The following is a 25205-nucleotide window of genomic DNA, read 5'->3' as shown; positions in this document are numbered from 1 at the left end:
TCTCCGGCACGAAAGCTCACGACCGGGCTCGGCCGGGCCGGGTCCAGGGTGCTGGCAGAGGGGCGGCCGCCGTCGCCTCCGATCGCCCGTTCGAAGGAGAACACCATGCACCGTCGTCTCACGGCCACGCTCGCCGCGATCGCCCTCGCCCTCGGAGGGGCCGTCGCCGTCGCTACCCCCGCCTCCGCCGGGCAGCTCGTCTACCAGAACGGCGGCCCGGGCAACTGCTGCGAGGTCCGCTCGCAGCGCGACTCCCTGGGTCGCGCGCAGGTCACGGTGTGGTGGCACTGCGACCAGGCGAGCAACGTCAAGGTCATCTGGAGGAACGGCCCGGACAGCGGCTGCAACAAGATGAGCATCATCAACCGCAAGTTCAGCGACAGCTCGGGCGTCGCGTCCCGCTTCGACCGCCTCGTCTCCTGCTGACCCGGTCGGGCTGCCCCTGATCCCTTCCGCGAGACGCCACCTCGGTACGCGACACGCCGCGCGAGGCGTACCCGGGTGGCCTCTCGTGGGAGGGGGACGGCGGCGGGCCCGCTCAGTGCTCGGCGCGCCCCGAGTCCTCGATGAGGCGCACCTTCACGTTGACGGCGAGCGGCCCCGTGACCGACGGGTCGGCGGCGAGCAGCGCGTGCATCCGCTCGCCCACCAGGCGGAGCGTCTCGGGGGCCGGCAGTGCGGCGGACGCGGCGATGTGAGCGCTCACCGTGGTGAACCCCTCCGACCGGTCGATGTCGACCAGCACGTCGGGCTGCCGCAGGTCCAGCTTCACGGCGAGCGCGTCGGCCGCGGCCTCGACGATCGGCTGGGCGGGGTAGACCCCCGCGACGCCCTCGATGTCGCGGATCTCGGCGGTCAGCCGCTGCGAGAGCTCGGTGTCGTCGGTCATTCCCGCTCCTCCCGGTGGGGGTACACGTCGTCGACGGTCACGTCGATCGCGCCGACGGTCAGCTCGGTGTGGCGCTCGAGGGCGTAGCGGATGCGCTCGCGCAGGCGGTCGGCGGCCACGGCGACCGGCAGGCCGAACTCGAGGGCGCAGGTCACGTCGATTCGAACCACGGCGCCGGGAGCCGAGACGTCGCCGTCGAGGGTGCAGCGGCCCATGATGACGCCGCCCATCGTGTCGCCGGCGCGGCGGATCATCCCGCGCACGGCCGCCTCCGTGAGCGCCAGGCGGAGGGTCGGGTCGGGGTGGCGGACGGGGATGTCGCGGCCGGAGCGCACCTCGGAGCGGATCGCGTCGAGCAGGCCGGCGATCCAGACCTCGTCGCGGTCGGGCTCGCGGTCGGCCTCCTGCCGCAGCGCCCGTGCCGAGAGCTCGGTGAGGCGGGTGAGGTTCGCGAGAGCGAGCCGGCACGCGGCGGAGTTCTCGATCGAGGGGTCGCGCGGCTCGCGGCCGCGGTCGAGGTACTCGCCCAGCTCCTCGAGCGTGTGGCCGTCGAGGTCGTCCTCGGGCACGGCGGCGTCGTCGGTCATCGCCATGCCTCCAATTCGTGGAGCAGGAATCGACGGGCCCGGGCGAGGAGGCCGCGGACCGTCGAGACGGGGAGTTCGAGAGCGTCGCCGATCTCCTGGTAGCTGTAGCCGGCGGTCTCGCGGAGTAGCCAACAGCGTCGCTGATCAGCAGGCAATCGGTCCAGCGCTTCCCAGACCGCGTCCAGCTGGAGTCGCGCCTCCACGATGCGCTCGGGCGAGTGCTCGGGCGGCGCGGGCGGATCCCAGTCGTCGATGTCGTCGTGGCGGCGGCGGACGCGGATCCGGTCGATCGCCTTGTGGGTGACGATGCGCATCAGCCAGTTGCGGATGTGCGCCGGGCTGTCGAGATCGGCCAGACGCCGCCAGCCGGTGAGGAACGCCTCCTGCACCACGTCTTCGGACTCCGCCTCGGAGCCGAGGAGCTTCGCGGCGTAGACGCGCATGAGGGCGCCGTGGCGGCGGGCGAGCTGCTCGAACGCCTGCACGTCGCCGTCGACGGCGCGCGCGGCGAGGGTCGCGTCGGACGCGTTCAGGAGGGGGTCGTCGTCGATGAGCGCCTCCTCCGCGGTCCCGCGCGCGGTGTCCCCGCGCGCCGATGCCCTCAGTGTGGGGCGCCGTCCGGCATGACTACCAGCCTTGACAACGGGCCGCCGAATCCGCTGGCCGGATTGCGAGTGCCGCCGATGGGGGACGTCTCGAGACGGGATTCGTGACATTCCGGCTCCTCGACACGTCTTGATTCCGTACCCCTCGTGCGTCCCCCCGAGCGCACGGACCCCGAACCCGGAAGAAGTCCCCCATGCACTGCTCCCTCCGCCGCCGCCCCGGGCGGACGTCATGAGCGAGTCGACCTTCACCCTCGGCAGCCCCTTCGCGGGCGACGAGCGGGCCGACCGGCGCTACGAAGCCTCCGGCGACGATCCGACCGCCGCGTCCGCCGTCTACTCCGAGGCGTACGGCGGAGGCGAGTTCCGCGTCGCTCCGTCGCAGCGCGGCTTCTCCTACCGCTACGCCGTCCGCGGCAGCGACCGGGTGACCCTGCGCACCTCCGACTGCTCCGGCGCCCTCACCGGCCAGGTCCCCCACCTGAAGGAGTACGTCGTCGGCTGGTTCCGCGCCGGCGGCGGACGCCTGAACCTGCCGCCGTTCACCTGGACCGGCGCGCTGTCCGCCCCGTTCCTGTTCCCTGCGGAGCGCCAGTTCGGGCTCGAGTTCGAGCCGCACCGGCAGAACCTCATCCACTTCGCCCCCGGGTTCCTCGAGGACGTCGCGACCGAGACGCACGCCGGCCCCCGCCAGCCCGTCTCCTTCGACCACGGGGCGGACGCCGACCCCGGCGTCCTCGCCCGCTGGCGCGCCGCGGTGACGGAGGCGAGCGCCGCGCTCGCGACGGCTGCGATCACTCCGCTCGTGCGCTTCACCGCCGAGCTCGACCTCGCCCGCGTGCTGCTTCTGCTGTTCCCGTGGCGCGCGTGGGACGTGCCGGCCGTGCTGCGGCGCCCGTCCGCCTCCCGCACCCGGGTGGCGCTCGACTTCCTCCAGCACCACGCCCACGAGCCGATCACTCCGGCCGACGCCGCCCGCGCGGCCGGTCTGCACACCCGCACGCTGCAGCAGGCGACGAAGCGGCACCTCGGGGTGTCGCCGTCGGTCTACCTGCGCGACGTGCGCCTGGACCGCGCCCACTCCGACCTGGTCGCCGGCGACCCCTGCTCGACCACCGTCGCCGCGGTCGCCCGCGAGTGGGGCTTCGGCAACCTCGGCCGCTTCGCGAGCGCGTACCAGGTGCGCTTCGACGAGAAGCCGAGCCACACGCTGCGCCGCTGACGCGCAGCCCCAGCGTGCCCGAGGGCCCGGACCGTCTCACGGCAGTGCCGGCCCTCGTCGTCTCCGGGTGCGTCCCGAGGGGCCGTTTCGGAGGATGCTTCTCGTGTCCTCCGACCGGTCTTCCGGACACGGACCTCGTGACACTCGGCGCCGGCTCAGCCCGGCTGATGCACGTGGATGTCGCTGCTCGACGTCACGCCGTTGAGCTCGAGATACAGCTGCCCCTCGACGACCGACACGGTCAGCGTGTTGCGGCGCTCGAGTACCGCGACCGCGGCATCCAGGAACCCCTGGTCGAAGCTCTGCACGGTGATCTGCTCGAGCTGGTGGACGCGCTTGCCGGACCACGCCGCGATCACCTTCTCCGGGTTGCGATGCGTGTAGACCGTCGTGCGGTCGGCCAGCTTGCTCCCGAAGTGCAGTCGCTCGGCGTCCGGCGCGCCCACCTCGATCCACGTGGTCAGCCTGCCGGTGAGATCGCGGACCAGCACCGCCGGCTCGGTCGCCGTCGACGAGATCCCCTCACTGAAGGTGATCCCCTCCACGTATTCGAGGCAGTACGCGAGCACGCGCGTCATCATGTACGCGTCGGTCTCGGAGGGGTGCCGAGCGGCTCGCAACGTGATGTCCTCGTAGACACCGCGGTCCACATCAGCCAGCTGTATCGCGAAGTTGTACATCACTGCGCCGGCTGCCACGTGTGCGAGCTTATGTCCTCTCGCTCATCGAGGAGCGCGAGGCTTCTCCGGCGCCGGTGGGGGCATCGTGTCCGCGCGCCTCCACCCAGGAACGGCCCGGCAGGAGGCATCCACTCCGTCGAGAGCGTCTCACTCCGGGCGACGTCGGCGCGCATGCGCAGGTCGATGACGACGGGAGCCGACCGCTCGGCTCGCCGGGAGGGCGCGAGGCCCCGACCAGGCGACCGGACCACTCCGTTCATCCGCCTCGGGAATTCCCCGCCACTCTCTCGCCTTCTTCGGCCTGCATGCAATATATTGCATGCAGTCATCCGACCACCTCATCCCGAAGGAGCAGCCATGTCCACGTCCGCGTTCACCCCTGAGGGCGACCGGCCCACCGTCGTCCTCGTCCACGGCGCGTTCGCCGAGTCGTCCAGCTGGAACGGAGTCGCCTCCCGGCTCCTCGCCGAGGGCCTGCCCGTCCTCGCGGTCGCCAACCCCCTCCGCGGGCTCGCCCCCGACGCCGAGTACCTCCGCAGCGTCCTCGACGGGATCGACGGACCCGTCGTCGTCGCCGGCCACTCCTACGGGGGCTCCGTCGCGAGCGAGGCGGCGGAGGGCGCAGCGAACGTGCGGGCGCTCGTCTACGTCGCCAGCTTCCTCCTGGAGCCGGGCGAGAGCACCGGGGAGCTGACCGGGAGGTTCCCGGGCGGCGAGCTCGGCCCCGCCCTGACCCCCGTCCCCTTCGCGTCCGGCGGGTTCTCCGGCGACGACCTCTACATCCAGCAGGACCGGTTCCGCGAGGTCTTCGCGGCCGACGTCGACGAGCCCACCGCCGCTCTGATGGCCGCGACCCAGCGGCCGATCGCGGCCGCCGCGCTCGAGGACTCGGCCACGGCGGCCGGGTGGAGGAGCATCCCCTCCTGGACCCTGATCACGCGTCAGGACCTCGCCGTCCCCGCCGAGTCGCAGCGGTTCATGGCCGAGCGCGCCCGCTCCACCGCGGTCGAGATCGACGCGTCGCACGCCGTGACGGTCTCGGAGCCGGACGCGGTCGCGGAGCTGATCCTCGACGCGGTGCGGGCGACGCGGTGACGGGGCGGGCGGGCCGAGGGGCCGCCTCCGGCCGCCGGACCCGGGCTGCCGCGGTCGTCCTCTCGTCCGCGCTGCTGCTCGTCGGCTGCGCGGGCGCGGCCGATCCCGGCCCGGCCGTCGAGGACGCAGCCGAGGCCGCGGCGGGCGGATCCTTCGCCCTCGCGGAGGTGGACGGCGTCGACGGCTCGGACTTCCTCGTCGTCTGCCCCTACGAGTCGCCGGAGTCGGTCGAGGAGCGGACCGGGATCTCCTGGTCCGGGCCCGACCGGTCCGAGGACGAGGGGGTGCAGACGCTGATCGTGCTCGACGGCCGCGAGGTCGTGACGACGAGCGGACTGGACCGGGACCGCGTCGACTTCTGCTCGGGCGACCGGTGGGAGCCGCTCTCGCTCGACACTCGGCTCGCGGTGGGCGGAGCGGGCGCGGTGTCGGTGGAGTGACGCCGGTGGCGGCGGTGGAGTGACATATGCAATATATCGCGCGGTGCTATCGTCGTCGTATGCCCATCCCGAAGACGACCGCCGTCACCCCCCGGTCCCTCCTCCGCGACGACGTCTACCGTGCCCTGCGCGACGCGATCGTCGACGGGACGTTCGAGCCGGGGGAGCGCCTCCGCGACCAGGAGCTCGAGGCCTGGCTCGGAGTCAGCCGGACGCCGATCCGGGAGGCGCTGCTCCGGCTGGCCCGCGTCGGCCTCGTCTCGGCAAAGCCCGGCCGGGCGACGATCGTGACCCCCGCCACGGCCGAGAGCATCAGCGACGCCCAGCAGATCGCCGCCGCCATGCACGAGCTCGCCACGCGCCTCGCCGGCCCGGCCGTCACTCCGGAGGCGCTCGCCGCGATGGAGTCGGCGAACGACGACTTCGCGCGGGCGCTGGCGGAGGGCGACGTCGAGCTGGCGCTGCGCTCCGACGACGCGTTCCACGCGGTGCTCACCGGGCTCAGCGGCAACGGGATGATCGAGGACGTGCTCGAGCAGGCCACTCCGCTCATCCGCCGTGCCGAGCGCCAGCGCTTCGCCTCCCTGGCGGCCCGCGGATCCGTGGAGCAGCACCGCGCGATCGTGGAGTCCCTCCGCGCGGGCGACACCGACGGCGCCGCCCGTCTCAGCCGCGAGAACTGGATGACGCTCGACCGCCACCTGCACTCGGCCTGACGCGCTGCTCCTCCGCGGGGAGGAGTCCGCGCTCGGTCATGCGCGAGGCCGACGCGATCGCATCCGCGACGAACCGCTCGGTCAGGTCGGCATGCCCTCGCCCGCGCGCTCCGCATCCGTCCCGAGAGCTGAGCGCCGCCCTCCCCGCGCCTCCGCCGCCGGGATGCGGGTCGAGGCGGGTGCCGGGCGCGGCGCGGAACGACGGACGGCCGACGCGCGGGCGGCCGGAGCGCTCTGGAACACTCGAGCGAGGGGCGGGGGCTCCGGAGCGGGGGAGCCGTGGCGTCACGCTTCGTCGAGCTCGACGGTCTGCGCGGCCTCGCCGCCCTCGGCGTGGTCGTCTACCACTTCACCACCGCGTTCTCGCTCGATCATCCGGATGCACCGCCGGGATCCGTCGCGCTCCCGTTCGGCGAGTTCGGCGTCCAGCTCTTCTTCGTCATCAGCGGCTTCGTGATCCTGATGTCCGCGGACCGCGCGCGGCGGCCGTCGGACTTCGCGATCTCCCGCGTCAGCCGCCTCTACCCGGCCTACTGGATCGCGGTGGTCGTCTCGATCGTCGTCGGCGCTCTCGCCCGCGTCCCCGGCACCGACCTCACGCCGCTGGAGCTGCTGCTCAACTTCACGATGGTGCAGCGGTTGCTGCTGGTGCCCAACGTGAACGGCGCGTTCTGGACGCTGGCCGTCGAGATGCAGTTCTACCTGCTGGTGCTGCTCGTGCTCGTCCTCACGAAGTGCCGGTTCACGGATCGGCTGGTCCGCGTGCTGGTGGTCGTCTGGCTCGGCGTCGCCGCGACCGCCTCCGTCGCCGCCCACCTCGCCTCGGGAGGCGTCGACGTCGTCTCGGCGCCGGTCGCCGTCCGGGTCCTGGCGAACCTGACGCTGGCCGAGTACGGACCCCTCTTCTGCGTCGGAATGCTGCTGTTCCTCTCGCGACGGCAGGGGCGCTTCGAGCTCCTCGCCGTGCCGGCGGCTCTGATCGCGGCCCTGAACGCCCAGCTCCTCCACGGCGGGCCGGACGGAGCGGTCGTCCTCGGCGTCTGCGCGGCCGTCACGGTCGTCGCGATGCGGCGCCGGACCGCCGTGCTGAGATGGGCGCCGCTGCTCTGGCTCGGGCGGATCAGCTACTCGCTCTACATCCTCCATCTGGTCGTGGGCAGCGCGATCGTCAGCGCGCTCTGGCCGCTGATCGGCCGCGACGGAGCCGGACTCGTCGCCTTCCTCGTCGTCCTCCTGCTGTCGTGGGGCGTCAACGCGGTCGCCGAGGAGCGGTGGAGCCCCGCCTGGCGCCGCGCCCTCACCCGTCGGCGCGACCGCCGGCTCCCGGCGGGGACGGCGACCGCGGCCTGACGCGGCTGTGCACTCCGCTGGCCGCTCAGCGAGTGCGCCGAAGGAGCCTGTGGACGCCGGTGGCCGCGAAACGCATCTCCGCTCGACGTTCCCTGCACCTTGGCTGAGCCACCGGGACGTCCGAGCCCCGGGCCACGTCTTCATCATGTGCCACGGATCGTGAGCACCGCGGCCCCGGCCACGACCTCTGACCATCTGGAGAAGATCATGACCAACGTCACCCCCACCAGCCTCGCCAACGCCTCCTCGGCCAAGCACGGCACCGCCACCTCGGCCGGCAAGAACACGATCGCCGACGGCGTCGTCGAGAAGGTCGCCGGCATCGCGGCCCGCGAGGTCCCCGGCGTGCACGACCTGGGCAACGGCGCCGCCCGCGCCATCGGCGCCATCCGCAACGCGATCAACGCGCAGGACCGCGGCCAGGGCATCTCCGTCGAGGTCGGCGAGAAGCAGGTCGCCGCCGACATCACCGTCGTCGCCGAGTACCCCGTCGCGCTGCAGAAGCTCGCCGACAGCATCCGCTCCGCCGTCTCCGAGGCCATCTCCTCGGTCGTCGGCATGGAGGTCGCCGAGGTCAACGTCACCATCTCCGACGTCTTCATCCCCTCGGACGACAAGGACGACGAGACCGAGAGCCGCGTCAAGTGACTCCGTCCCACATCGGCCTGGTCCTCGGCGCGGTCCTCGCGCTGACCGCTCTCGTCTTCGGCTTCTGGGCGCTCCTCTGGGTCGCCCTCGCCATGGCGATCGGCTACGGCGTCGGGCGGGTCGTCGAGGGCAAGCTCGACCTGCGCTCCCTCGGCGACACCCTCCGCGGGCGGCGGTCTTCGTGACCGCGGCGGTGATGGCCGACGAGGCCAGCCACGGCCGCACGACGATCAGCTCGCGCGCCGTGCGCCGAGTCGTGTCGGCCGTCACCGCGGAGGCGCTGGACGTGGACTCGTCCGATGTGTCCGTCGAGCTCGACGACGAGGGAGGACGCCTCCACGTCGTCGCGCACGCCCCCATCCACGTCACGCCCCTGGGCGAGACGGGCCGCCGCTCCTCCGGGACGCTGCTGGACCGACTCAGCCGGGCGCAGACGACCATCCGCTCGCGCTGCCTAGAACTGACGGGCTCCACGATCGGCCGGGTCGACCTCCGGATCACCGGTGCCGACCTCCGAGAACGAAGGAGGGTGTCGTGACGACTCCCACCACTGCCGGCCGGGCGCTCTACCCGCGCCTGGTGCGGCGCGAGACGCACTCGTCCCGCTCCGGATCGGCGATCGTCCTCGCCGTCCTGCTCATCCTCCTGTTCGCGTGGCTGGGCACGGAGGCGGTCCTCGCCGTCCTCGGCCAGCCCGCGCTGCTCGTGGCCCCGCAGGACGGAGCGTCCTCGCTGCTCAACGCGGCCGCGGCGCCCATCGCGCTGACCGCCGCCGCCGGCGCCGTGCTCGCGCTGATCGGGCTCGTCCTGATCGTCGTGTCGCTCAAGCCCGGCCGCCGCGGCCGTCGCGCCGTCAGCACCGACCGCACCGCGGCGATCGTCGACGACCGCGTCATCGCGCAGGCCGTCGCGCGCACCGCCGGCTACGCCGGTGACGTCGACCCCGACAACGTGTCGGTGTCGGTCGGATCCCGCGTCGTCGACGTGACGGTCTCCCGCACCTCCGGCCGCAGCATCGACGTCACGCCGATCCGCGAGGCCGTCGACGCCGAGCTCGCCACGTTCGACTGCACCCCGCGCCTGCGCTCCAAGGTGCGCCTGTCCGAGAAGGGAACGGTCCGCTGATGACCACCACGAACCGATTCCTCAACCGGCTGCTCCTGTTCGTCGTGGGCCTCGTCCTCCTCCTCGCCGGCGGCGCCGTCGCGGTGGGGTCGCTGCTCCCGCAGGTGCAGGAGAACGTGTCCACCGCCGCGCAGGACGCGGCCGACCCCACGAGCCAGGCCCTCTCGGGCGGCACCCCGTGGATCCTCTGGGTCATCGCGGTCGTCGCGCTCGTCCTCATCCTGCTGCTGGTGCGCTTCATCGTGCGCCAGGGCCGCGGCCGCACCTCCACGCTGCTGCGCGTCGGCTCGGGAGAGGGAGCGGGGACGCCCACGGGCGGCTCCGTCACCATCGACGCGAAGGTCGCCGAGCAGGTCCTCGAGGAGGCCCTGTCGCAGGAGCCGTCCATCGTCGCGGTCGACGTGACCGCGTTCGAGATCAAGCACCAGAAGGTGCTGCGCGTCACCGCGCACACCCGCCGCGGCGCCTCGCCCGCCCGCACCCGGCAGACGGTCGACCAGGCCGTCCGCCAGTGGGACGCCCTCCTCGGCGAGGAGACGCCCGTCGTCATCCAGATCGTCAGTGGTCTGCGGACGAAGATGAGCGGCACCGCCCGCGTGCAGTAGCCGCCGGCACCACCGTCCGGCCCTCCCGATCGGGAGGGCCGGAGAGCCCCGCTCAGGCGGGATGGAAGTCTTTCTGAAGGAGCACCCCATGTCCGATCCGATGGAGCCCGGCACCGTCGAGCTCATCCGCACCGATGAGCAGCCGACCCCGAACGAGCAGAGCCGGCGCGAGTCCGCCCGCCGCGACGGGAAGCCGTCCGAGCCCGAGTCGACAGAGAGCCGGGTCGCGACCGCCGCCGGCGAGAGCGCCCAGCGCGTGTCCGGCGTCCACCACCTCGGTGGAGCCGTCGCCCGCGGCCTCGACCGCGCCTCCCGCCGCGTGCTGGGCACCAGCACCGTCCCTGGAGTAACGGTCTCGAAGGCCGACGGCGTCACCACCGTCGACATCGACCTCGTCGTCGAGTACCCCCACCCCGTCCGCGAGGTCCTGGACGCCGTGCGCGATCAGGTGCAGCGCGTGGCGGAGCCGGTCGCCGGCGGCCACGTCGTCGTCAACGTCGAGGCGACCGACGTCCACGGCCCGTTCGACCCGATCGAGAAGCCGGAGGAGGACGAGGAGCCGCTCGTCGACACCGCCAAGCGCGCCGCGTCCGACGCCCGCGACTCCGCCAAGGAGGCCGCCGGGAACGCTCGCGACGCCGTCTCCGGTGCCGTCGACTCCGCCCGCGGACGTCTGGCGGACGCCGCCGACGACGCCGCTGACGCGATGGACCGTGCGGCCGACGAGCGCGACGAGCGCGCAGCCGCCCAGAAGACGGCCGACGCCGAGCGCGCCGCCGAGCGCGACGAGGACGACCCCCGCGTCGAGACCCACGCGGCCCCGGCCGTCGTCGAGACCGCGGAGTTCGTGGTCCGCGTCCAGGTCGAGCCGGTGGACGACGACGGCGACCCCCGCACCGCGACCGTCGAGGTCGCTCCGGCGGAGGAGTCCGAGCACGTCGAGCGCGACGAGGCCGCGGCCGATCGCGACGCCGCGTCCGACGACGCCGACGCCCACCGCTCCGAGGACGACCGCGCGTCGTCCGCCGCCGGTCGGGAGTAGTCCCGTGCGCACCCGCTCGTACGGCGCGCGACGCAGGCCGCGTGCGGCCTGGATCGCGCTCGGCACGGGCGTCGTGCTCTCGTTCGTGGTCGTCGTCGCCGTGCTGCTGCCCGTCCTCGGGCTGATCGGCGCGGCGGACGGCACCACGGCCGGGGCGCTCGACGTCCCGGTCGGCGCGATCGTCCTCTCGATCGTCCTCAGCTACGCGGTCGGCCTGGCCTGCCTCGCGGTCGCGTTCCTCTCCCGCAACGCGGCCCTCGCCTGGGTCGCCGCGGTGGCCGCCGTGATCGCGACGCTCATCGGCTCGATCTGGCCGCTCGTCGCGACCGGATTCGCCAGCGTCGACCAGGCGAAGGACGTCATCCCCTTCATCCAGGACCTGATCGCCCGGGTCCGGGGGTAGCGTCGGGGCGATGAGCTCCGACTACCTCCGCGCCTACGACGACCAGCTCCGCTCCGACGCCGAGACCCCGAGCGCCGTCTCCGTGACGCGCGAGGGGCCTCTGCGTCTGGTGACCTTCGCCGGCGGACGCGGCTTCGTCACCTACCGCGACCTCGCCGGCGCCTCCTCCGCGGAGATCGCCCGCCTGGTCGCCGCGGCCTGCGCGCACTTCGACGCCGATCCCGGCATCACCCGCGTCGAGTGGAAGACCCGCGGCCACGACGAGGCCCCCGGCCTGCACGACGCGCTCGTCGCGAACGGCTTCGCGCCGGACGAGGCCGAATCGATCATGATCGGCCCGGTCGAGGCACTGCTCTCGGACCGGCCGGTCCCGGAGGGGGTCGTCCTGCGGCGGGTCGTCGACGAGCCGGACGTCCGCGCGTTCAGCGCCATGATCGACGCCGCCTTCGAGGAGGAGGTCGACGTGTCGATCGCCGATTCGCTCGTCGCCCGCCTGGCGCGCGGCGACGGCATGGAGCTGTGGGTCGCCGAGGTCGACGGGCGCATGGCGTCCGGCGGCCGGCTCGAGCCCGTCCCGGGCACCGCCTTCGCCGGCATCTGGGGCGGAGCGACGCTGCCGGAGTACCGCGGACGCGGGCTCTACGGCCTGGTCACGGCCGCCCGCGCCGCCTCCGCACAGGCACTCGGGAAGACCCTCGTGCACAGCGACTCGACCGAGTACTCGCGGCCCATCCTGGAGCGCGCGGGCCTGGTCCGGGTGTCGACGACGACTCCGTACCGTCGACGTCGTCCGTAGTCCGCGCTCCGTGGGTTCGCGAGGATCTCGAGACGCGCGCTGAGCGCGCTACTCGATCAGCATGTCGGGGACTTCTGCTGGTCGAGTAGCCCGAAGCGGCGTATCGAGACCTGCCCGTTCGTGCGTGGAGATCTCGATACGCGCGCTGCTCCGATCAGCTCGGGGACGTGATCTCGAGCGCGATGTTGTCGGGGTCGCGGAACTCGAGGAGGCTCATGCCGCCGGCGTCCTTGATCGGCTCGTGGGCGATGCCGAGGTCGTCGAGCACGGCCGCGGCGGCCTTCAGCGCGTCGAGGTCGGGGACGGTGAAGCTGACGTGGTCGAGCCCGACCCGGTCCTCGTCGAAGCGGTCGTCGCCGGGCGCGACGGGGCGCAGGCCGAGCAGTCCGCCCGGGAACTGGTAGATCACGCCGCCGAACACGAACGCCAGCTGCTCCTTCTCCTCCGGCGACGCGTCGGCCGGCGGCGCCTCGAAGGCGACGTCGAAGCCGAAGACGGAGTCGTAGAAGGGGCGCGAGACGGCGATGTCGCGGACGGTGAGTCGGACGTGGTTGTAGTCGACAGCGGGGATCGGCACAGGGGTTCCTCTCGGCGGGGCGGGCGGAGTGCCCGTCTCCAGTTGTTCGGAGGCGGCGGGCCGCCGGTTCGGGGCTGGCGCCGCCTCCGGGGATCGGGTAGCGCGTCAGTCCAGCTCGGTCGGGCGCGCCGGCTCGGCCAGCAGGGCGCGCGCCGCCATCCCGATCACCGCGCTGTAGGTGGGGTAGGCGAAGCGGACGTTCGCGAGGGTCGCGAGGTCGACTCCGGCCGCCATCGCCGTGGTCACCGACTGCACGACCTCGATCGCGTTCTCGCCGACCGCGTGCGCACCGAGCAGCAGCTCGCGGCGCCGGTCGGCGATCAGCGTGAGGAACCCGTTCTCGCGGTCGTCGATGACGGCGCGGTCCAAATTGGAGAACGGCACCGAGGCGACGACGCACTGCGGGTCGCGCTCGCGGGCCTGCTCCTGCGTGAAGCCGACGCCCGCGTAGTCAGGGTCCGTGAATCCGCCCGCGGGCAGGAGGAACTGGGGCGTGCGCCGGTTCGCGCCGAGCACCGCGTTCTCGGCGGCGGCCTCCGCCTCGAACTGCGCCGCCTGGACGAGCATGTCGCGCCCGTTCGCGTCGCCGACCGCGAAGATGTGCGGCACGACGGTGCGGAAGTACTGGTCGGCGGGGATCGCCGAGCGGACGACCTCGATGCCCGCGTTCTCGAGTCCGAGGTCCTCGACGTCGGCGGGCCAGCCGGTGGCCATGATCACCACGTCGACCTCGGCCGTGCGGTCCTCGCCGCCCTCGCGCCACGCGATCGCGAGCGAGCCGTCGTCCTGCCGCTCGATGCCCGACACCGTCTCGATCCCGGTGCGGACGCGGACGCCCTGGCGCTCGAAGGCGGCGCCGACGTGCTCGGAGATGCTGGAGTCGGAGGTCATCAGGATCCGCGGGGCGACGTCGAGGAGCGTCACCTCGGAGCCGAAGGCGTTGAAGACGGTGACGAGCTGGGCGCCCGTGTTGCCGCCGCCGATCACGGCGACGCGGCGCGGCAGCTCGGTCAGCCCGAGCACGTCCTCCGGCACGGTCGCGAGCTCGGCGCCCGGGATCGGCAGCCGCCGCGAGTGCCCGCCGACGCAGACCATGATCGAGCGCGCGCGGATCCGCCGCCCGCTGTCGAGCACGAGGGTGCTCTCGTCGACGAAGCGGGCGCGGCCCTCGTGGATCAGGTCGACCCCCGCCTCCTCGAACCGCTGCGCCTCGCGCTTGATCGAGCGCACCAGGTCGACGCGCTCGTGCACGTGGCGCACGGTCGCGGCCCAGTCGAGGACGGGAGTGCCGATCTCGATCCCGTAGTCGCCGGCGGAGCGGGTCTCGCGCATCATCCGCGCCGTCTTCGCGAGGACGCGGGTGGGCACGCAGCCGGTGTTGACGCAGGTGCCGCCGACGCGCGCGGCCTCGAGCACGACGACGCGCGCTCCCAGCTCAGCGGCGCGGAGGGCGGCGGCCGTCCCCGCGGGTCCTGCGCCGATGACGGCGACGTCGTACTCGGCCTGCTCGGGAGTGCTGTCGGGCACGGGGACCTCCGGTTCTGGGTGTGCTCCGATCCTGCCGCTCCGCGCCCCGCTGCACCCGGCCTTGACAGCCCGCCCGCGGACCGGCGTCGCGGGCGTCCCGACGCTGAACATCGGCCGAGGACGGTTGCTCGGCGGGCGCCCGGCACGGTGGGATGACCGGGTGGGCTGCGGCGGGGGACTCGAGCGGAAGGCGCTCCGATGAGCGCCCGCACCTTCGGGGTGGAGGAGGAGTACCTCCTCGTCGACGCCGGCACGTTCCTCCCGACGCCCGCGGCGCCGCTGCTGCTCGGCTCCGTGCGCGGCTCCGCTGCGGTCGCCCTGGCCGCCGAGCTCAAGGCGGAGCAGATCGAGGCGGTCGGCTCGCCCGCCCGCACGTACGACGCGCTGCTGGCCGGACTGCGCGAGGGCCGCCGCCTGGCCGACGACTCCGCCCGCGAGGTCGGTGCCCGCGCCGTCGCGGTCGCGACCAGCCCCGCCGCGTTCGAGCCGCACCTCTCGGCCGACGAGCGCTACGACCGGATGGCCGAGCGCTTCGGCCTCGTCGCCCGCGAGCAGTTCACCTGCGGCCTGCACGTCCATGTCGGGATCGGGTCGCCGGAGGAGGGGATCGCGGTCCTCGACCGGCTGCGCGGCTGGCTGCCCGCCCTCCTCGCCCTGAGCACCAACTCCCCGCTGAGCGCCGGTGTCGACACCGGGTTCGCCAGCTGGCGCTACCAGTCGTGGGGGCGCTGGCCCACCGCCGGCCCGGTCGGCATCTGGGGCGACGTCGAGCAGTACCGGAGCGTCGTCGCCTCCCTCACCTCCTGCGGCGTGCTGCTGGACGAGGGCATGCTCTACTTCGACGCCCGTCTCTCCCGTGCGCACCCGACCGTCGAGGTGCGCATCGCCGACGTCCCGCTGCACGCCGAGGACTCGGCGCTGATCGCCGTCCTGATCCGGGCGCTCGCCGAGACGGCCGTGCGCGACGCGGGCGCCGGGGTCCCGCCCGTGCCGCTGCCGACTCCGGTGATCGCCGTCTCCTCGTGGCTGGCGAGCCGCCACGGCACGACCGGCGACCTCATCGATCCGGTCGACGGCTGCCCGGCCCCCGCCTCCGCGGTACTGGCACGCCTGCTCGACCACGCGGGTCGGGCGCTGGCGGAGTCGGGCGACGAGGAGGTCGCGGTGTGCGGCGTCGAGCGGGTCCTGGCGCGGGGCACGGGCGCCGAGCTGCAGCGCGCGGTGTGGGAGCGGACGGCGTCCGCGGCCGAGGTGATCGCGGACGCGGCGGAGGCGACGCGCGCCTAGAGGCTCGCTGGTCGCAGGCTCACGGCTCGCTGGTCGCGGGCTCGGCGGTTCAGGGCTCGCTGGTCGCGGGGTCCGCCGACCCGGACTCCACCGACCCGGACTCCACCGTTCCGGACTCCGCCGCCTCGGGCTGCGGCGACTCCGGCACCAGCTGGTAGCCGCCCTCGATCGTCCCGTCCGGGCGGAGCAGGATCTGCGTGTACACCGGGGCGCCGCTGCGGAGCGTCGTGCCGCTGACCCGGAGGGGCTCCCCGGCGAAGAACGCCTCCGAGCCGGTGCAGCCGGCGAAGAAGGACGCGTCCGGGCGCTGCACGGCGAGGCACACCGTGGTGCCGTTCGGCTCGGTGATCAGCAGGCGGTCGTTCTCGGCGGTGTCGAACCCGGAGCCGTAGACGACGGCCTCCCCGGCGAGCAGGGCGAGGCCCGGCGGGACGTCGGTGGTCGGCTCCCAGCCCTCGACGAGCGCGGCGAAGCGGTCGGCGGGATCCGCGGAGGCGGTCGGCGGGGCGACGGGGTCCGCGGGCGGAGGGAGGAGGAGCGCGGTGGGGACGATCGCGCCGACCGCGGCTCCGCCGACGATCGCGGCGGCGAGCACGAGGCGGCGGCGGGGGTGCGGCGTCCGCGGGGCCGGCCGGTCGGGGTGCTCGGCGGGCGACTCCGGAGTCCCGGAGCCGGCGGTCGCCGACAGCGGAAGTGCGGTCGCCGGCAGGGGGAGACGCGAGTCGATCGCCGTCCCGGGATGCGCCGCGCCCGGCTGCGCTCCAGACGGCGCGGCGCCGGTCCGCGCGCCGGACCGCGTCACTCCGGGAGGCGCGTCCTCCGCCTCCAGCTCGCCGAGCCGTCGCAGCGCCTCGCGCCGCTCGTCCCGGTCGGCGCCGTCGTCGCGGGGTCGGGCCGACAGGATCCGCTCGAGATCCCTGCGCTCGTCGTCCTCGGCCTGCACTCCGTCAGTATGGCGGCGCCGGACACGGGAACGGCCCGCGACCCCCGGGACTCCGCCTTTTCAGCGGTGTCCCGGTGGCCGCGGGCCGTTCCGGTGCGGGCGTCAGCCCGACGGGTTCTCGACCGGGTCGCCCTCGGGGTCGGTGGCCGTCTCGGGGTCGACGTGCTCGGGGTCGGTGGTCTGCGGGTCCTCGGGAGTGTTCTTCTCGGTCATCGGATCCTCCTTGTCGCTGGATGCGGAACGTGCGGACAGGTTCCACGCTACGGCGGGAGCTCCGTGGAGCGCGCCCGGTTGACTCCGCCGCCCGGTGTCCGGAACCGAGGTCAGGAGCGGCGGATCCGCCCGAGCGGCCCGTCACGCTGCTTCCGGCCTCGGCTCCGGACGCCGCTCGCCTCAGCCGGCCCCTTCACCCGTGGCAGCCGCGGGCGTCCACCGCAAGGCCTGGCAGCGCTCTGTCGCGATTCGTACGCTGAACCCATCGAGCCGAGGAGCAGCAGCGCCACATGATCCGCACCACCGTCACCATCGAGGGCAAGACCTACGGGCTGTCCCAGGGGACCGACGTCGCCGAGCTGAAGCGGTCGGCGACCGAGGCGACGCAGGCCGGAGGAGGCCTCGTCGACTTCGTGATCGTGGGCAACCGCCAGGTCAGCGTCCTGATCTCGACGGGTGTTCCGGTGATCTTCGAGGAGCTCGAGGTGCCGGACGACGACCGCGACACCGGTGACGTCCACCAGCCGTGGGACGACATCGACTACCTCGACTGACCCCGTCCTCCCGGTCGCGCCGAGTCGCGGCCGGGTCCCAGACGCCTGAGGGGCGCCGCCGGCTGGACCCGGCGTCTCTCGGGCACCTCGTGCCGCGCTACTCCGCGGACTCGCTCTCGGCCAGCTCGCCCTCGACCAGCGTGCGGGCGGCCGAGGCGAGGGCCGAGCGGATGCGCTCCGCCGGCTCGTGCAGCATCGCCGCGATCGCGTCGACGTCGTGGCCGCCGGTGTGCCGGAGCAGCCAGGCCTGGCGCTCGAGCGTCGGCAGGGCGTGCAGGCGGCGGTGGAAGCCCGAGCGCAGCAGGTCGTCCTCGCGGATCGCCGCGGGGGCCTGCTCGGCGCGCTCCATCGCGGAGCCGCCGCGCTGCACGCTCGCGCGCCCGACCTCGGAGCGCATCAGGTCGAGGGCGCCCGTGTCGTCGAGTCCCTGCGGCCGTCCGCTGCGGACGGTGACCGCCGCGTGGCGGAGGGCGGCGCTCGCCGCGGAGTCCGACAGCGTGAGGCGGTAGGCGTACGCGTAGAGGCCGAGGGCGCGGTTCTCGAGGGCGCGGCCGGCGAGCAGTTCGCCCTGCTGCTGCGACTGCGTCATGCCGACGGCGGCGACGGGTCTGTCGTAGGTGGTCACGGTGACTCCTCGGCTCCGCGCGCTCCCGGTCGGGAAACGCGTCGGAGGCGATGCTAGGGAGTCGAGAACGATCGTTCTACCCTTGACATTTCAGAATCTTTTTCGATGCGTGCGCATGGAAGCGCTTTCCCGACAACCGTCCCGGAACGTGGAAGCGCTCTCACTCCCGCGCCGAGAGGATGCAGAACTCGTTGCCCTCCGGGTCGGCGAGCACGACCCAGGACTGCTCGCCCTGCCCGATGTCGGACCGCGTCGCCCCCAGGCCGACCAGCCGCGCGACCTCCGCCTCCTGGTCGTCCGGCACGAAATCCAGGTGCAGGCGGTTCTTCACGGTCTTGCGCTCGGGCACGTCGAGGAAGAGCAGGCTCGGCCCGCGGCCCGATGGGGCGAGCAGCTCGATGCCGTCCTCGTCCTCGTCGACGACGTCCCAGCCGAGGGCCTCCTGCCACCAGTGCCCGAGGGTCCGGAAGTCGGTGCAGTCGACGATGATCTCTTCGAGTCGGAGGGCCATGCACCGACGCTAATCGGCGCGGGGCGTGTCGGGGAAGTGCGTCCGGCGGGTCCGCGCGGCGCCGCGGCTCCGTCCGGCCGTGTCGTCCGCGGGACGGGTGCCCGTGCCGGTTCGGCACGACGGCTGGCGGCCGGAGCGGCGGCGCGGCATCCTCGACGCGGGTGCCTCTGCGCCCCGGGGACGAGGAGCAGCATGAGCACCGCACGCGAGCAGTGGGAGGCGCGCTACGCCGACTCCGATCGGATCTGGTCGGGCCGGCCGAACGCGACGCTGGTCGGGCTGGTCGGCTCGCTGCCGCCGGGCCGCGCCCTCGACCTCGGCGCCGGCGAGGGGGCGGACGCGCTGTGGCTGGCGTCGCTCGGCTGGCGCGTGACCGGGCTCGACCTCTCCGAGACGGCGCTGGGCCGGGCGCGCGCGGCCGCGGCCGAGCGGGGCGCCGACGTGGACTTCGTGCAGGCCGACCTCGCCGAGGACTGGCCGGTCGTGGGGGAGTTCGATCTGGTGACGGCGAGCTTCCTGCACTCGATGGCCGAGTTCCCGCGGATCGACGTGCTGCGGCGGGCGGCCTCCGTCGTCGCTCCCGGCGGCCGCCTCGCCGTCGTCTCGCACGCCGCACCCCCGCCGTCAGCGAGCGGCGACGACCACCGCCACGGAGCGATGCACCTCGTCGGCCCCGAGGAGGAGCTCGCCGAGCTGGCCCTCGACCCCGCCGAGTGGACCGCGGAGCTCGTCGAGACGAGGGAGCGCGCCGTGACCGCTCCCGACGGCACGGCAGCCGTGCTCCTGGACGGCGTGATGCTCCTGCAGCGACGCGGCTGAGCAGGCGCCGCTCGAGGACCCGCGGCCGGGCTAGCGTGGTCCGCGACCCCGACCCCGCAGGAGGCGCCGATGCCGCTCGATCCGTACCTCGCCGCCCGGCTGCCCCTCCTGGCCGGCCTCGCGTATCCGCTCGACGCCGAGCAGGCCGCCCGCATGGCCGCCTTCGAGGAGGATCCGGGGCCCTGGTCGCTGCCCGAGGGGATCGACGTCGTCACGGAGACCGCGTCCGGCCCGCACGGACCGGTCCCGCTGCGCGTGTACTCGCCCGCCGCACCCGAGCGCGCTCTGCTCTGGGTGCACGGAGGAGGGTTCGCCGCCGGGAGCATCGACATGCGCGAGTCGCACGTCGTCGCGGCGGAGCTCGCCCACCGGGCGCGGGCCCGGGTCGTCTCCGTCGACTACCGGCTCGCCGGCCCCGACGTCCGCTACCCCGTCCCGCTCGACGACGTGCACGCCGCCTGGCGGCACCTCCGCAGCACGGAGTCCGGATCCACACCCGTCGCGATCGGCGGCGCGAGCGCGGGAGCGGCCCTGGCCCTCGGTGCGGTCCTCCGCGAGCGCGACGCCGGTGCGCGGCTGCCGGAGCACGTGCTCCTGGCCTACCCCTTCGCCCACTTCCCCAACCCCGCCGTCGACGACGCGATCGCGGCCGAGCTGCGCGAGCTGCCGCCCGTCCTCCGCTTTCCTCCGTCGAGCATCGAGGGCATGGTGCGCACCTACCTCGGGCGGACCTCCGACCTCCCCGTCGAGGCGCTGCCCGGCTCCGCGCCGCTGGCGGGTCTGCCTCCGGTCACGGTCCTCGTGAACGAGTACGACGAGCTGCGGGGGTCGGCCGAGCTGCTCCTGCGCCAGCTCGCGGAGGCGGGCGTCTCCGTGACCGGGCACCTGGCCGCCGGCATGCCCCACGGGCACCTCAACCGGACGCCGGCGCTGCCCGAGGTCGACCGCTCGCTGCACCTCTTCGCCGCCCAGCTGCGCGCGATGGGCTGAGGCGCTCTGCCCCGTCCCGTCCCGCTCTGCCCCGCTCAGCTCAGGCGCGGTCCGCACCGTCCCGCTCAGGCGCGGTCGTGCAGGGTGACGTGGTAGCCGTCCGGGTCGGCGAAGGTGAAGGTGCGCCCGAACGGGCCGTCGATGGGAGCCGCGACGACGGGGTACCCGTCGGCGACGAGCGCGTCGTGGATCTCCTGCACGCCGGTCGCGTGCAGCCAGATCGCGGCGCCCACCCCGGGGCGGGAGGCGGAGTCGAGGTCGGTGCCGGGCGCGAGATCGCGCAGGGCGAAGGCGATCGGAGTCGTCGTGAAGACGACGGCGTGCGGCGGGCCGGCGGGCGAGCGGACCAGGCCGAGGTACTGCTCGTAGAACGCCTGGGACGCCGCGAGGTCGCGGACCTGGAGCGAGACGAAGTCGGGGCCGGTGACGGGCATGGGGTTCCTCCTCGGTTGTGTCAGCTTTCTGACACACCGGAGCGTATGTCAGAATACTGACATGAGTCAAGACGGCATCGACCTCGAGACCTCGCTCGGCTACCTCCTCAAGGAGGCGTCGAGCGCCCTGCGCGCGGCGATGGAGGCCGTGCTCCGCCCGCTCGGGATGACGGTCACCCACTACTCCTGCCTCGAGCTCCTCGCCCAGCGGCCGGGCCTGTCGAACTCGGAGCTCGCGCGGGGCGCCTTCGTCACCCGGCAGTCGATGAACGTCCTGCTGCAGACTCTGGAGCGCGACGGCGTCGTCACCCGCCCCGACGCGGCTCCCGTCGGCAAGGCGCTCCCCGCCCGGCTCACCGGGCGCGGACGCCGGAGCCTGGCCGAGGCGTCCGCCGCCGTCCGCGGGGTGGAGCTGCGGATGCTGGAGGGGCTCGCGGAGGAGGAGCGGCAGGCGGCGGCGCGCCTGCTCCGCGGGATGATCCGATCGCTGCGGGTGGACGACCGCGCCTGAGGGGCGCTGTTCCGCCGTCTGTAGGAACGGGCGCCGCGCGCTCGCCGGTACGGTCGCGCTCATGGCAGCAGGAGGAGCGGTGCGCCCGCTCGACGTCGGGATCGTCGGCGGCTCGATCGGCGGACTGTTCGCCGCGGCCCTGCTCGTCCGCGACGGGCACCGCGTGACGGTCCTCGAGCGGTCGGCGACGGGCCTGTCGCGGCGGGGCGCCGGGCTGGTGGCCCAGCAGGACCTGATCGACCTCCTGCACGCGATCGGCCGCGACGACGAGGCGCGGGTCGGCGTCGTTGCGCACGAGCGGATCACCCTCGACCGCTCCGGGCGCGTGATCGGCCGCGACCCCTCCCCGCAGACGCAGGTGTCGTGGGACCACCTCTACGACACGCTCCGCTCGCGGATCCCCGCCGACCGCTACCTCCTCGGCCACGCCGTCGCCGGGGTGCGCCCCTCGACCGGGACGGACCCGGTCGTCGTCGAGCTGCGCGACGGGAGCGGCCTGGAGTTCGACGTCGTCATCGGAGCCGACGGCCTCGGATCCGTCGTGCGCGCGGCGGTCGCGCCCGAGGCGCCGGGCAACCGCTACGCCGGCTACTCGACCTGGCGCGGGCTGATCCCGGAGTCGGCGCTCCCCGCCGGGGCCGCGGCGACTCTGCTCGGACGCTTCGCCTTCTACACCGCGCCCGGCGAGCACATGCTCGGCTACCTCGTCCCCGGACCAGCCGGCGAGGTGGAGCCCGGCCGACGGCGCTACAACTGGGTCTGGTACCGGCCCCTCTCCGAGGACGCCCTCCGCGGAGTGATGACGGCGTCCGGCCGTCCGTCGGAGAGCGTGTCCCTCGCGCCCGGCGATCTCGCTCCCGATCTCCGCCGCCGGCTCGAGGAGGACGCGGTCGACCGCCTGCCGCCGCCCTTCGCGGCTGCCGTCCTGGCCGAGTCGCAGCCCTTCCTGCAGGCGATCGTCGACTACGTCCCGCCGCGGACGGTCCGCGGCCGGGTCGCCCTCCTCGGTGACGCCGCCGTGACGGTGCGGCCGCACACGGCCATGGGCGCGGCCAAGGCGGCGGGCGACGCGCTGGCCCTCGCCGCCTCCCTCGCGCGGCACCCGGTCGACGAGGCACTCGAGCGCTACGAGGCCGAGCGGCTCCCCGTCGGCCGCGCCATCGCCGAGTACGGCAGGCGCGTGGGCCGCTCGATCCCGCTGCTGTCCGAGTGACCGCAGCAGCATGCGCCCGGCCGAACCCGGATCGACGGCGCGAGCCGATCCTCGGTCGGAGCGGACATGGCTCGCGCTCGCCCTTCAGCGTGCAGGGTCCGATGCGCTGCCCGGCGGCGACTCGAAGGGAAGCTGGAACGGGGGTTCGCAGCATCGCATGGTCGCCACCACGTGGCGCCGGCGCGGACGATTGCAGTCGATAGCGATGAATTAGGTTTCGGCTAGAGGTGACTATCATCGGCTAGATGTTGCCTGAGCAGAACCCCTACAGCCCTGGATCCGGTCGGCGGCCGCCCGAGCTCGTTGGTCGGACTGGCGAGCTCGAAGCGTTCGACACGATCCGCGCTCGTGTCACGCATGGAATGAGCGATCGCGGCATCGTCCTCACGGGCCTCCGCGGCGTCGGCAAGACGGTGCTGTTGAACGAGATGCACCGCATGGCGGAGTCGTTCGAGTGGCTCACGGTGCGCCTCGAGGCGCGTCGGGATGAAGGCGGCGCGCGGGCCGTACGGCGTGCCCTGGCTCGAGAGCTCGTCGTGTCCGCTCGCAAGCTCACCCGCTCGAAGCCGACGGCGCTGATGCGAGAAGCGCTCGGCACGATCTCCTCGTTCAATGCGAAGGTCGGTGCAACGGGGATCGAACTCGGAGTCGCACTCAACGACGGACGTGCCGACTCCGGCGACGCTGAAGTCGACCTCCTCGAGCTCGTCGAAGACGTTTCCACCGCTCTGGGGGAGCGTCGTCGTGCCTTCGGTGTGTTCGTCGATGAGATGCAGGACCTCGATGCGGAGACGATGGGTGCGCTCATCGCCGCTCAGCATGCGGCGAACCAGCGGGAGTGGCCGTTCTACATCATCGCCGCCGGCCTCCCGAATCTCCCCCGTGTCCTCACGGAGACGCGTTCGTACGCCGAGCGCCTCTTCAACTATCGACAGATAGGCACCTTCTCTCGCGATGATGCGGCGCACGCTCTCCGAGAGCCCGCGGAGCGGCTCGGCGCTGAGTTCGCTCCCGATGCGCTCGAGATTCTCCTCGAAGCCGCAGGCGGCTACCCGTACTTCATTCAGGAGTACGGGCAGGCCGCATGGAACCTCTCCAGTCGTCTTGTCACTCTGGCCGACGCCACGGCAGCAGTGCAGTACGGGACCGAACAGCTCGATGCCGGATTCTTCCGCTCACGATGGCAGCGAGCCACGCGCTCAGAGCGACGAATGCTCCGCGCCATGGCAGCCGACGGTGAGGGACCCTCCTCCACCGCTCTCGTCACGCAGCGAATGGGTATCCCGACAACCAGCCTCGGGCCCTACCGTGCCGCGCTCATCAGCAAAGGACTGGTCTACTCACCCGAGCACGGCCAGATCGCCTTCACGGTCCCCGGCATGGCTGGATACGTCGACCGCCACCACGAGGACCTCGACGACGGGAGCCCGAGCGTCTGAAGTCGACCAGACGTCTCCTCTCTCAAGGGCTCGGAGTCCGGTCGCGTACGGGACGTCGCAGAACAGTAGGCCTGGGGAGGCATCAAGACGGAGAACCAGGGACGGCCCTGATCTTCCGGCTGGTCTCCTCAGGTGAGCCGAGGTCCGTGCCCGTCACGAGTTCATCCGCCGCCCCCGCCTGGCCGCTCCCCGCCGTCCGCCGCGCGTCCCTTGCTCCTCGACCGCGGAGACGGCACCCTCGGGTGACGGCCCACGGCGAAGGAGACGCATGGACGACGACGGACTCCTGGCTGCGCTGCTGCGGGGACGGCCGGCGACGCTGGCCGACGCGGCGGAGCTGACCCACATCGACGCGGCCGAGGTCGCCGCGGCGATCGAGCGGCTCCGCGGCCGGGGGCTCATGGGCGGCGAGGGCGAGCAGCTCGACTTCCCGGCGCCGATGGAGTGGGCGGCCGCGGCCATCGCCCGGCACACCGAGTCGGCGCGGCGGGCGGGCAGGGAGTCCCTGGACGGGATCGAGCGCGTCGTCGCGGGCCTGCCGATGCTGCTCGGCGCCTGGCGGGTCGGCGAGGACACGTCGGATCCCGTGCCGACCCTCCTCCGCCACGGGCCGCACGCGTCCGAGGACCTCTGGTTCGACCTGGTGCGCCGCGACTCCGGCTCGCTCGTGGCGGTGCTCCCGAACGTGGAGCGGTTCCTCGACCCGCCGACGGAGCGGGCGATCCGCTTCGGGCACGCGCTCGCGGCGAAGGACCGGGTGCGCGTCATCATGCCGGCCGCCGGCGCGCGCGACCCCCGGGTGCTCGCCCGGGTGGAGGCGTACCAGGCGGCGGGCGTCGAGTACCGGCTCCTCGAGAGCCCGCCGAGCTGGTTCTGGGTCGACGGCGACCACCTCGCCGTCCCGTTCGAGTGGGGCGAGACGAAGCCGACCAGCGTGCTCGGCGTGCGCCATGCGGCGCTGGCCGGTCTGGTCGAGTCGTACTTCGAGGTGCTGTGGCGGCAGGCCGCTCCGATCGGAGCGGTCGACCAGAGCTGGCTGCCGCTGCTCCGGCTGATGCGCCAGGGCGTCACGCTCGAGACCGCGTCGCACCGGCTCGGCATGAATCCGCGGACCGGCCGCCGCCGCGTGGCCGCCGCGATGGAGCACTACGGAGTGGCGACGCTCTTCGCGCTCGGCACGGCGTGGGCGGCGGACTCGCGCACCCGCGACGGCGACGCCGGTGCCGGAGAGCCGGTGCTCGATGATCCGGAGGCGCTCGAGCCGGGAGCGCTGGACGACGGCGAGATCGACCTCGCCGAGACGGTGCCGCGCGATTGAGCTCCCGCGGGACCGAGCCGTGCGGCCGACCCCTCGACGCC

The 25205-nt window shown here is 73.5% G+C and carries 32 protein-coding genes; 22 read left to right on the top strand and 10 right to left on the bottom strand.

Annotated elements, in window-relative coordinates; translation table 11 throughout:
- The first annotated feature begins 105 nt into the window (after window positions 1-105).
- Window positions 106-426, top strand: a complete 321-nt coding sequence (locus C5C54_RS06745; protein WP_104288009.1) for a hypothetical protein — start codon at window positions 106-108, stop codon at window positions 424-426.
- Between the two features lie 112 nt (window positions 427-538).
- Here C5C54_RS06745 and C5C54_RS06740 read toward each other — a convergent pair whose 3' ends face one another.
- From C5C54_RS06740 to C5C54_RS06730, 3 genes are read right to left on the bottom strand one after another with little or no spacing between them, the layout of a single operon-like run.
- Complete coding sequence (locus C5C54_RS06740; protein WP_104288008.1) at window positions 539-889, bottom strand: hypothetical protein; 351 nt, start codon at window positions 887-889, stop codon at window positions 539-541.
- Window positions 886-1482 (bottom strand): Asp23/Gls24 family envelope stress response protein, encoded by a 597-nt coding sequence (locus tag C5C54_RS06735; RefSeq protein WP_104223973.1) that lies wholly within the window; start codon window positions 1480-1482, stop codon window positions 886-888. The genes C5C54_RS06740 and C5C54_RS06735 overlap by 4 nt, the downstream gene beginning before the upstream one ends.
- Window positions 1473-1961: an RNA polymerase sigma factor gene (locus C5C54_RS06730; protein WP_258063246.1), complete on the bottom strand. Its 489-nt coding sequence runs from the start codon at window positions 1959-1961 to the stop codon at window positions 1473-1475. The genes C5C54_RS06735 and C5C54_RS06730 overlap by 10 nt, the downstream gene beginning before the upstream one ends.
- A 352-nt stretch (window positions 1962-2313) precedes the next feature.
- On the opposite strand from C5C54_RS06730, the gene C5C54_RS06725 reads away from it, so the two are divergent.
- A complete protein-coding gene (locus tag C5C54_RS06725; protein WP_104288006.1) occupies window positions 2314-3303 on the top strand; it encodes an AraC family transcriptional regulator in 990 nt (329 codons plus the stop codon).
- A gap of 155 nt (window positions 3304-3458) precedes the next feature.
- On the opposite strand, the gene C5C54_RS06720 is transcribed toward C5C54_RS06725, so the two are convergent.
- On the bottom strand, window positions 3459-4001 hold the full coding sequence (locus C5C54_RS06720) for a YaeQ family protein (RefSeq protein ID WP_104247227.1): 543 nt from the start codon (window positions 3999-4001) through the stop codon (window positions 3459-3461).
- A 339-nt stretch (window positions 4002-4340) separates the two neighbouring features.
- On the opposite strand from C5C54_RS06720, the gene C5C54_RS06715 reads away from it, so the two are divergent.
- From C5C54_RS06715 to C5C54_RS06660, 12 genes are all read left to right on the top strand, one after another.
- The gene (locus tag C5C54_RS06715; protein WP_104247228.1) at window positions 4341-5078 is read left to right on the top strand and encodes an alpha/beta fold hydrolase; all 738 of its coding nucleotides are present in this window, start codon (window positions 4341-4343) and stop codon (window positions 5076-5078) included.
- The gene (locus C5C54_RS06710) at window positions 5075-5518 is read left to right on the top strand and encodes a hypothetical protein (protein ID WP_104247229.1); all 444 of its coding nucleotides are present in this window, start codon (window positions 5075-5077) and stop codon (window positions 5516-5518) included. Before C5C54_RS06715 ends, C5C54_RS06710 begins: the two co-directional genes overlap by 4 nt.
- 59 nt (window positions 5519-5577) lie before the next feature.
- Window positions 5578-6234, top strand: coding sequence for a GntR family transcriptional regulator (locus C5C54_RS06705; protein ID WP_104247230.1), 657 nt, complete (start codon window positions 5578-5580; stop codon window positions 6232-6234).
- A gap of 279 nt (window positions 6235-6513) precedes the next feature.
- Window positions 6514-7584, top strand: a complete 1071-nt coding sequence (locus C5C54_RS06700) for an acyltransferase (RefSeq protein ID WP_181027146.1) — start codon at window positions 6514-6516, stop codon at window positions 7582-7584.
- Window positions 7585-7791: 207 nt separating this feature from the next.
- Window positions 7792-8232: an Asp23/Gls24 family envelope stress response protein gene (locus C5C54_RS06695; RefSeq protein ID WP_104223989.1), complete on the top strand. Its 441-nt coding sequence runs from the start codon at window positions 7792-7794 to the stop codon at window positions 8230-8232.
- Window positions 8229-8417 carry a DUF2273 domain-containing protein gene (locus C5C54_RS06690; protein WP_104223990.1) on the top strand — a complete coding sequence of 63 codons (189 nt, stop codon included), beginning with the start codon at window positions 8229-8231 and terminating at the stop codon, window positions 8415-8417. The genes C5C54_RS06695 and C5C54_RS06690 overlap by 4 nt, the downstream gene beginning before the upstream one ends.
- Window positions 8414-8770, top strand: coding sequence for a hypothetical protein (locus C5C54_RS06685; RefSeq protein ID WP_258063245.1), 357 nt, complete (start codon window positions 8414-8416; stop codon window positions 8768-8770). The genes C5C54_RS06690 and C5C54_RS06685 overlap by 4 nt, the downstream gene beginning before the upstream one ends.
- A complete protein-coding gene (locus C5C54_RS06680; RefSeq protein ID WP_104225847.1) occupies window positions 8767-9357 on the top strand; it encodes a DUF6286 domain-containing protein in 591 nt (196 codons plus the stop codon). The genes C5C54_RS06685 and C5C54_RS06680 overlap by 4 nt, the downstream gene beginning before the upstream one ends.
- Window positions 9357-9962 carry a hypothetical protein gene (locus tag C5C54_RS06675; protein WP_104238125.1) on the top strand — a complete coding sequence of 202 codons (606 nt, stop codon included), beginning with the start codon at window positions 9357-9359 and terminating at the stop codon, window positions 9960-9962. The genes C5C54_RS06680 and C5C54_RS06675 overlap by 1 nt, the downstream gene beginning before the upstream one ends.
- A gap of 88 nt (window positions 9963-10050) precedes the next feature.
- Window positions 10051-11004 (top strand): Asp23/Gls24 family envelope stress response protein, encoded by a 954-nt coding sequence (locus C5C54_RS06670; RefSeq protein WP_181027147.1) that lies wholly within the window; start codon window positions 10051-10053, stop codon window positions 11002-11004.
- Between the two features lie 4 nt (window positions 11005-11008).
- Complete coding sequence (locus tag C5C54_RS06665) at window positions 11009-11407, top strand: hypothetical protein (protein WP_104247233.1); 399 nt, start codon at window positions 11009-11011, stop codon at window positions 11405-11407.
- A 10-nt stretch (window positions 11408-11417) separates the two neighbouring features.
- Window positions 11418-12203, top strand: a complete 786-nt coding sequence (locus C5C54_RS06660; RefSeq protein WP_104247234.1) for a GNAT family N-acetyltransferase — start codon at window positions 11418-11420, stop codon at window positions 12201-12203.
- 154 nt (window positions 12204-12357) lie between these two features.
- Here the strand turns inward: C5C54_RS06660 and C5C54_RS06655 are convergent, their stop codons facing one another.
- Complete coding sequence (locus C5C54_RS06655; protein WP_104223996.1) at window positions 12358-12780, bottom strand: VOC family protein; 423 nt, start codon at window positions 12778-12780, stop codon at window positions 12358-12360.
- 105 nt (window positions 12781-12885) lie between these two features.
- A complete protein-coding gene (locus C5C54_RS06650) occupies window positions 12886-14307 on the bottom strand; it encodes an NAD(P)/FAD-dependent oxidoreductase (RefSeq protein WP_258063244.1) in 1422 nt (473 codons plus the stop codon).
- Window positions 14308-14505: 198 nt separating this feature from the next.
- On the opposite strand from C5C54_RS06650, the gene C5C54_RS06645 reads away from it, so the two are divergent.
- Window positions 14506-15594 carry a glutamate--cysteine ligase gene (locus C5C54_RS06645; RefSeq protein WP_104288005.1) on the top strand — a complete coding sequence of 363 codons (1089 nt, stop codon included), beginning with the start codon at window positions 14506-14508 and terminating at the stop codon, window positions 15592-15594.
- A 49-nt stretch (window positions 15595-15643) separates the two neighbouring features.
- Here the strand turns inward: C5C54_RS06645 and C5C54_RS17580 are convergent, their stop codons facing one another.
- Window positions 15644-16537: a hypothetical protein gene (locus C5C54_RS17580; RefSeq protein ID WP_146078798.1), complete on the bottom strand. Its 894-nt coding sequence runs from the start codon at window positions 16535-16537 to the stop codon at window positions 15644-15646.
- Between the two features lie 503 nt (window positions 16538-17040).
- Here C5C54_RS17580 and C5C54_RS06635 point away from each other — a divergent pair.
- Complete coding sequence (locus tag C5C54_RS06635) at window positions 17041-17304, top strand: hypothetical protein (protein ID WP_104224053.1); 264 nt, start codon at window positions 17041-17043, stop codon at window positions 17302-17304.
- Between the two features lie 97 nt (window positions 17305-17401).
- On the opposite strand, the gene C5C54_RS06630 is transcribed toward C5C54_RS06635, so the two are convergent.
- Complete coding sequence (locus tag C5C54_RS06630) at window positions 17402-17929, bottom strand: hypothetical protein (RefSeq protein ID WP_104288004.1); 528 nt, start codon at window positions 17927-17929, stop codon at window positions 17402-17404.
- A 160-nt stretch (window positions 17930-18089) separates the two neighbouring features.
- Window positions 18090-18440 (bottom strand): VOC family protein, encoded by a 351-nt coding sequence (locus tag C5C54_RS06625; RefSeq protein WP_104260527.1) that lies wholly within the window; start codon window positions 18438-18440, stop codon window positions 18090-18092.
- Window positions 18441-18632: 192 nt separating this feature from the next.
- Between C5C54_RS06625 and C5C54_RS06620 the strand changes: the two genes are divergently transcribed.
- On the top strand, window positions 18633-19259 hold the full coding sequence (locus tag C5C54_RS06620) for a class I SAM-dependent methyltransferase (RefSeq protein ID WP_104288003.1): 627 nt from the start codon (window positions 18633-18635) through the stop codon (window positions 19257-19259).
- Window positions 19260-19328: 69 nt separating this feature from the next.
- Window positions 19329-20249, top strand: a complete 921-nt coding sequence (locus C5C54_RS06615) for an alpha/beta fold hydrolase (RefSeq protein WP_104288002.1) — start codon at window positions 19329-19331, stop codon at window positions 20247-20249.
- Between the two features lie 65 nt (window positions 20250-20314).
- Here C5C54_RS06615 and C5C54_RS06610 read toward each other — a convergent pair whose 3' ends face one another.
- Entirely contained in the window at window positions 20315-20683 is a 369-nt protein-coding gene (locus C5C54_RS06610; protein WP_104288001.1) for a VOC family protein, read from the bottom strand.
- 61 nt (window positions 20684-20744) lie between these two features.
- On the opposite strand from C5C54_RS06610, the gene C5C54_RS06605 reads away from it, so the two are divergent.
- The 4 genes from C5C54_RS06605 to C5C54_RS06590 all read left to right on the top strand — a co-directional run bounded on the left by C5C54_RS06605 (window position 20745) and on the right by C5C54_RS06590 (window position 25164).
- Window positions 20745-21194, top strand: a complete 450-nt coding sequence (locus C5C54_RS06605) for a MarR family winged helix-turn-helix transcriptional regulator (protein ID WP_104263257.1) — start codon at window positions 20745-20747, stop codon at window positions 21192-21194.
- Between the two features lie 61 nt (window positions 21195-21255).
- Window positions 21256-22407: an FAD-dependent monooxygenase gene (locus C5C54_RS06600; RefSeq protein WP_219812165.1), complete on the top strand. Its 1152-nt coding sequence runs from the start codon at window positions 21256-21258 to the stop codon at window positions 22405-22407.
- Window positions 22408-22652: 245 nt separating this feature from the next.
- Window positions 22653-23846, top strand: coding sequence for an ATP-binding protein (locus C5C54_RS06595; protein WP_104225860.1), 1194 nt, complete (start codon window positions 22653-22655; stop codon window positions 23844-23846).
- A 268-nt stretch (window positions 23847-24114) separates the two neighbouring features.
- Window positions 24115-25164, top strand: a complete 1050-nt coding sequence (locus tag C5C54_RS06590; protein ID WP_104269565.1) for a hypothetical protein — start codon at window positions 24115-24117, stop codon at window positions 25162-25164.
- The last annotated feature ends 41 nt before the right edge of the window (window positions 25165-25205 follow it).

The organism is Rathayibacter sp. AY1F2 (genome assembly GCF_002930885.1).
Classification (GTDB): domain Bacteria; phylum Actinomycetota; class Actinomycetes; order Actinomycetales; family Microbacteriaceae; genus Rathayibacter.
The sequence above is the reverse complement of the archived record's forward strand: the minus strand, read 5'-3'. Positions and strand labels throughout refer to the sequence as shown.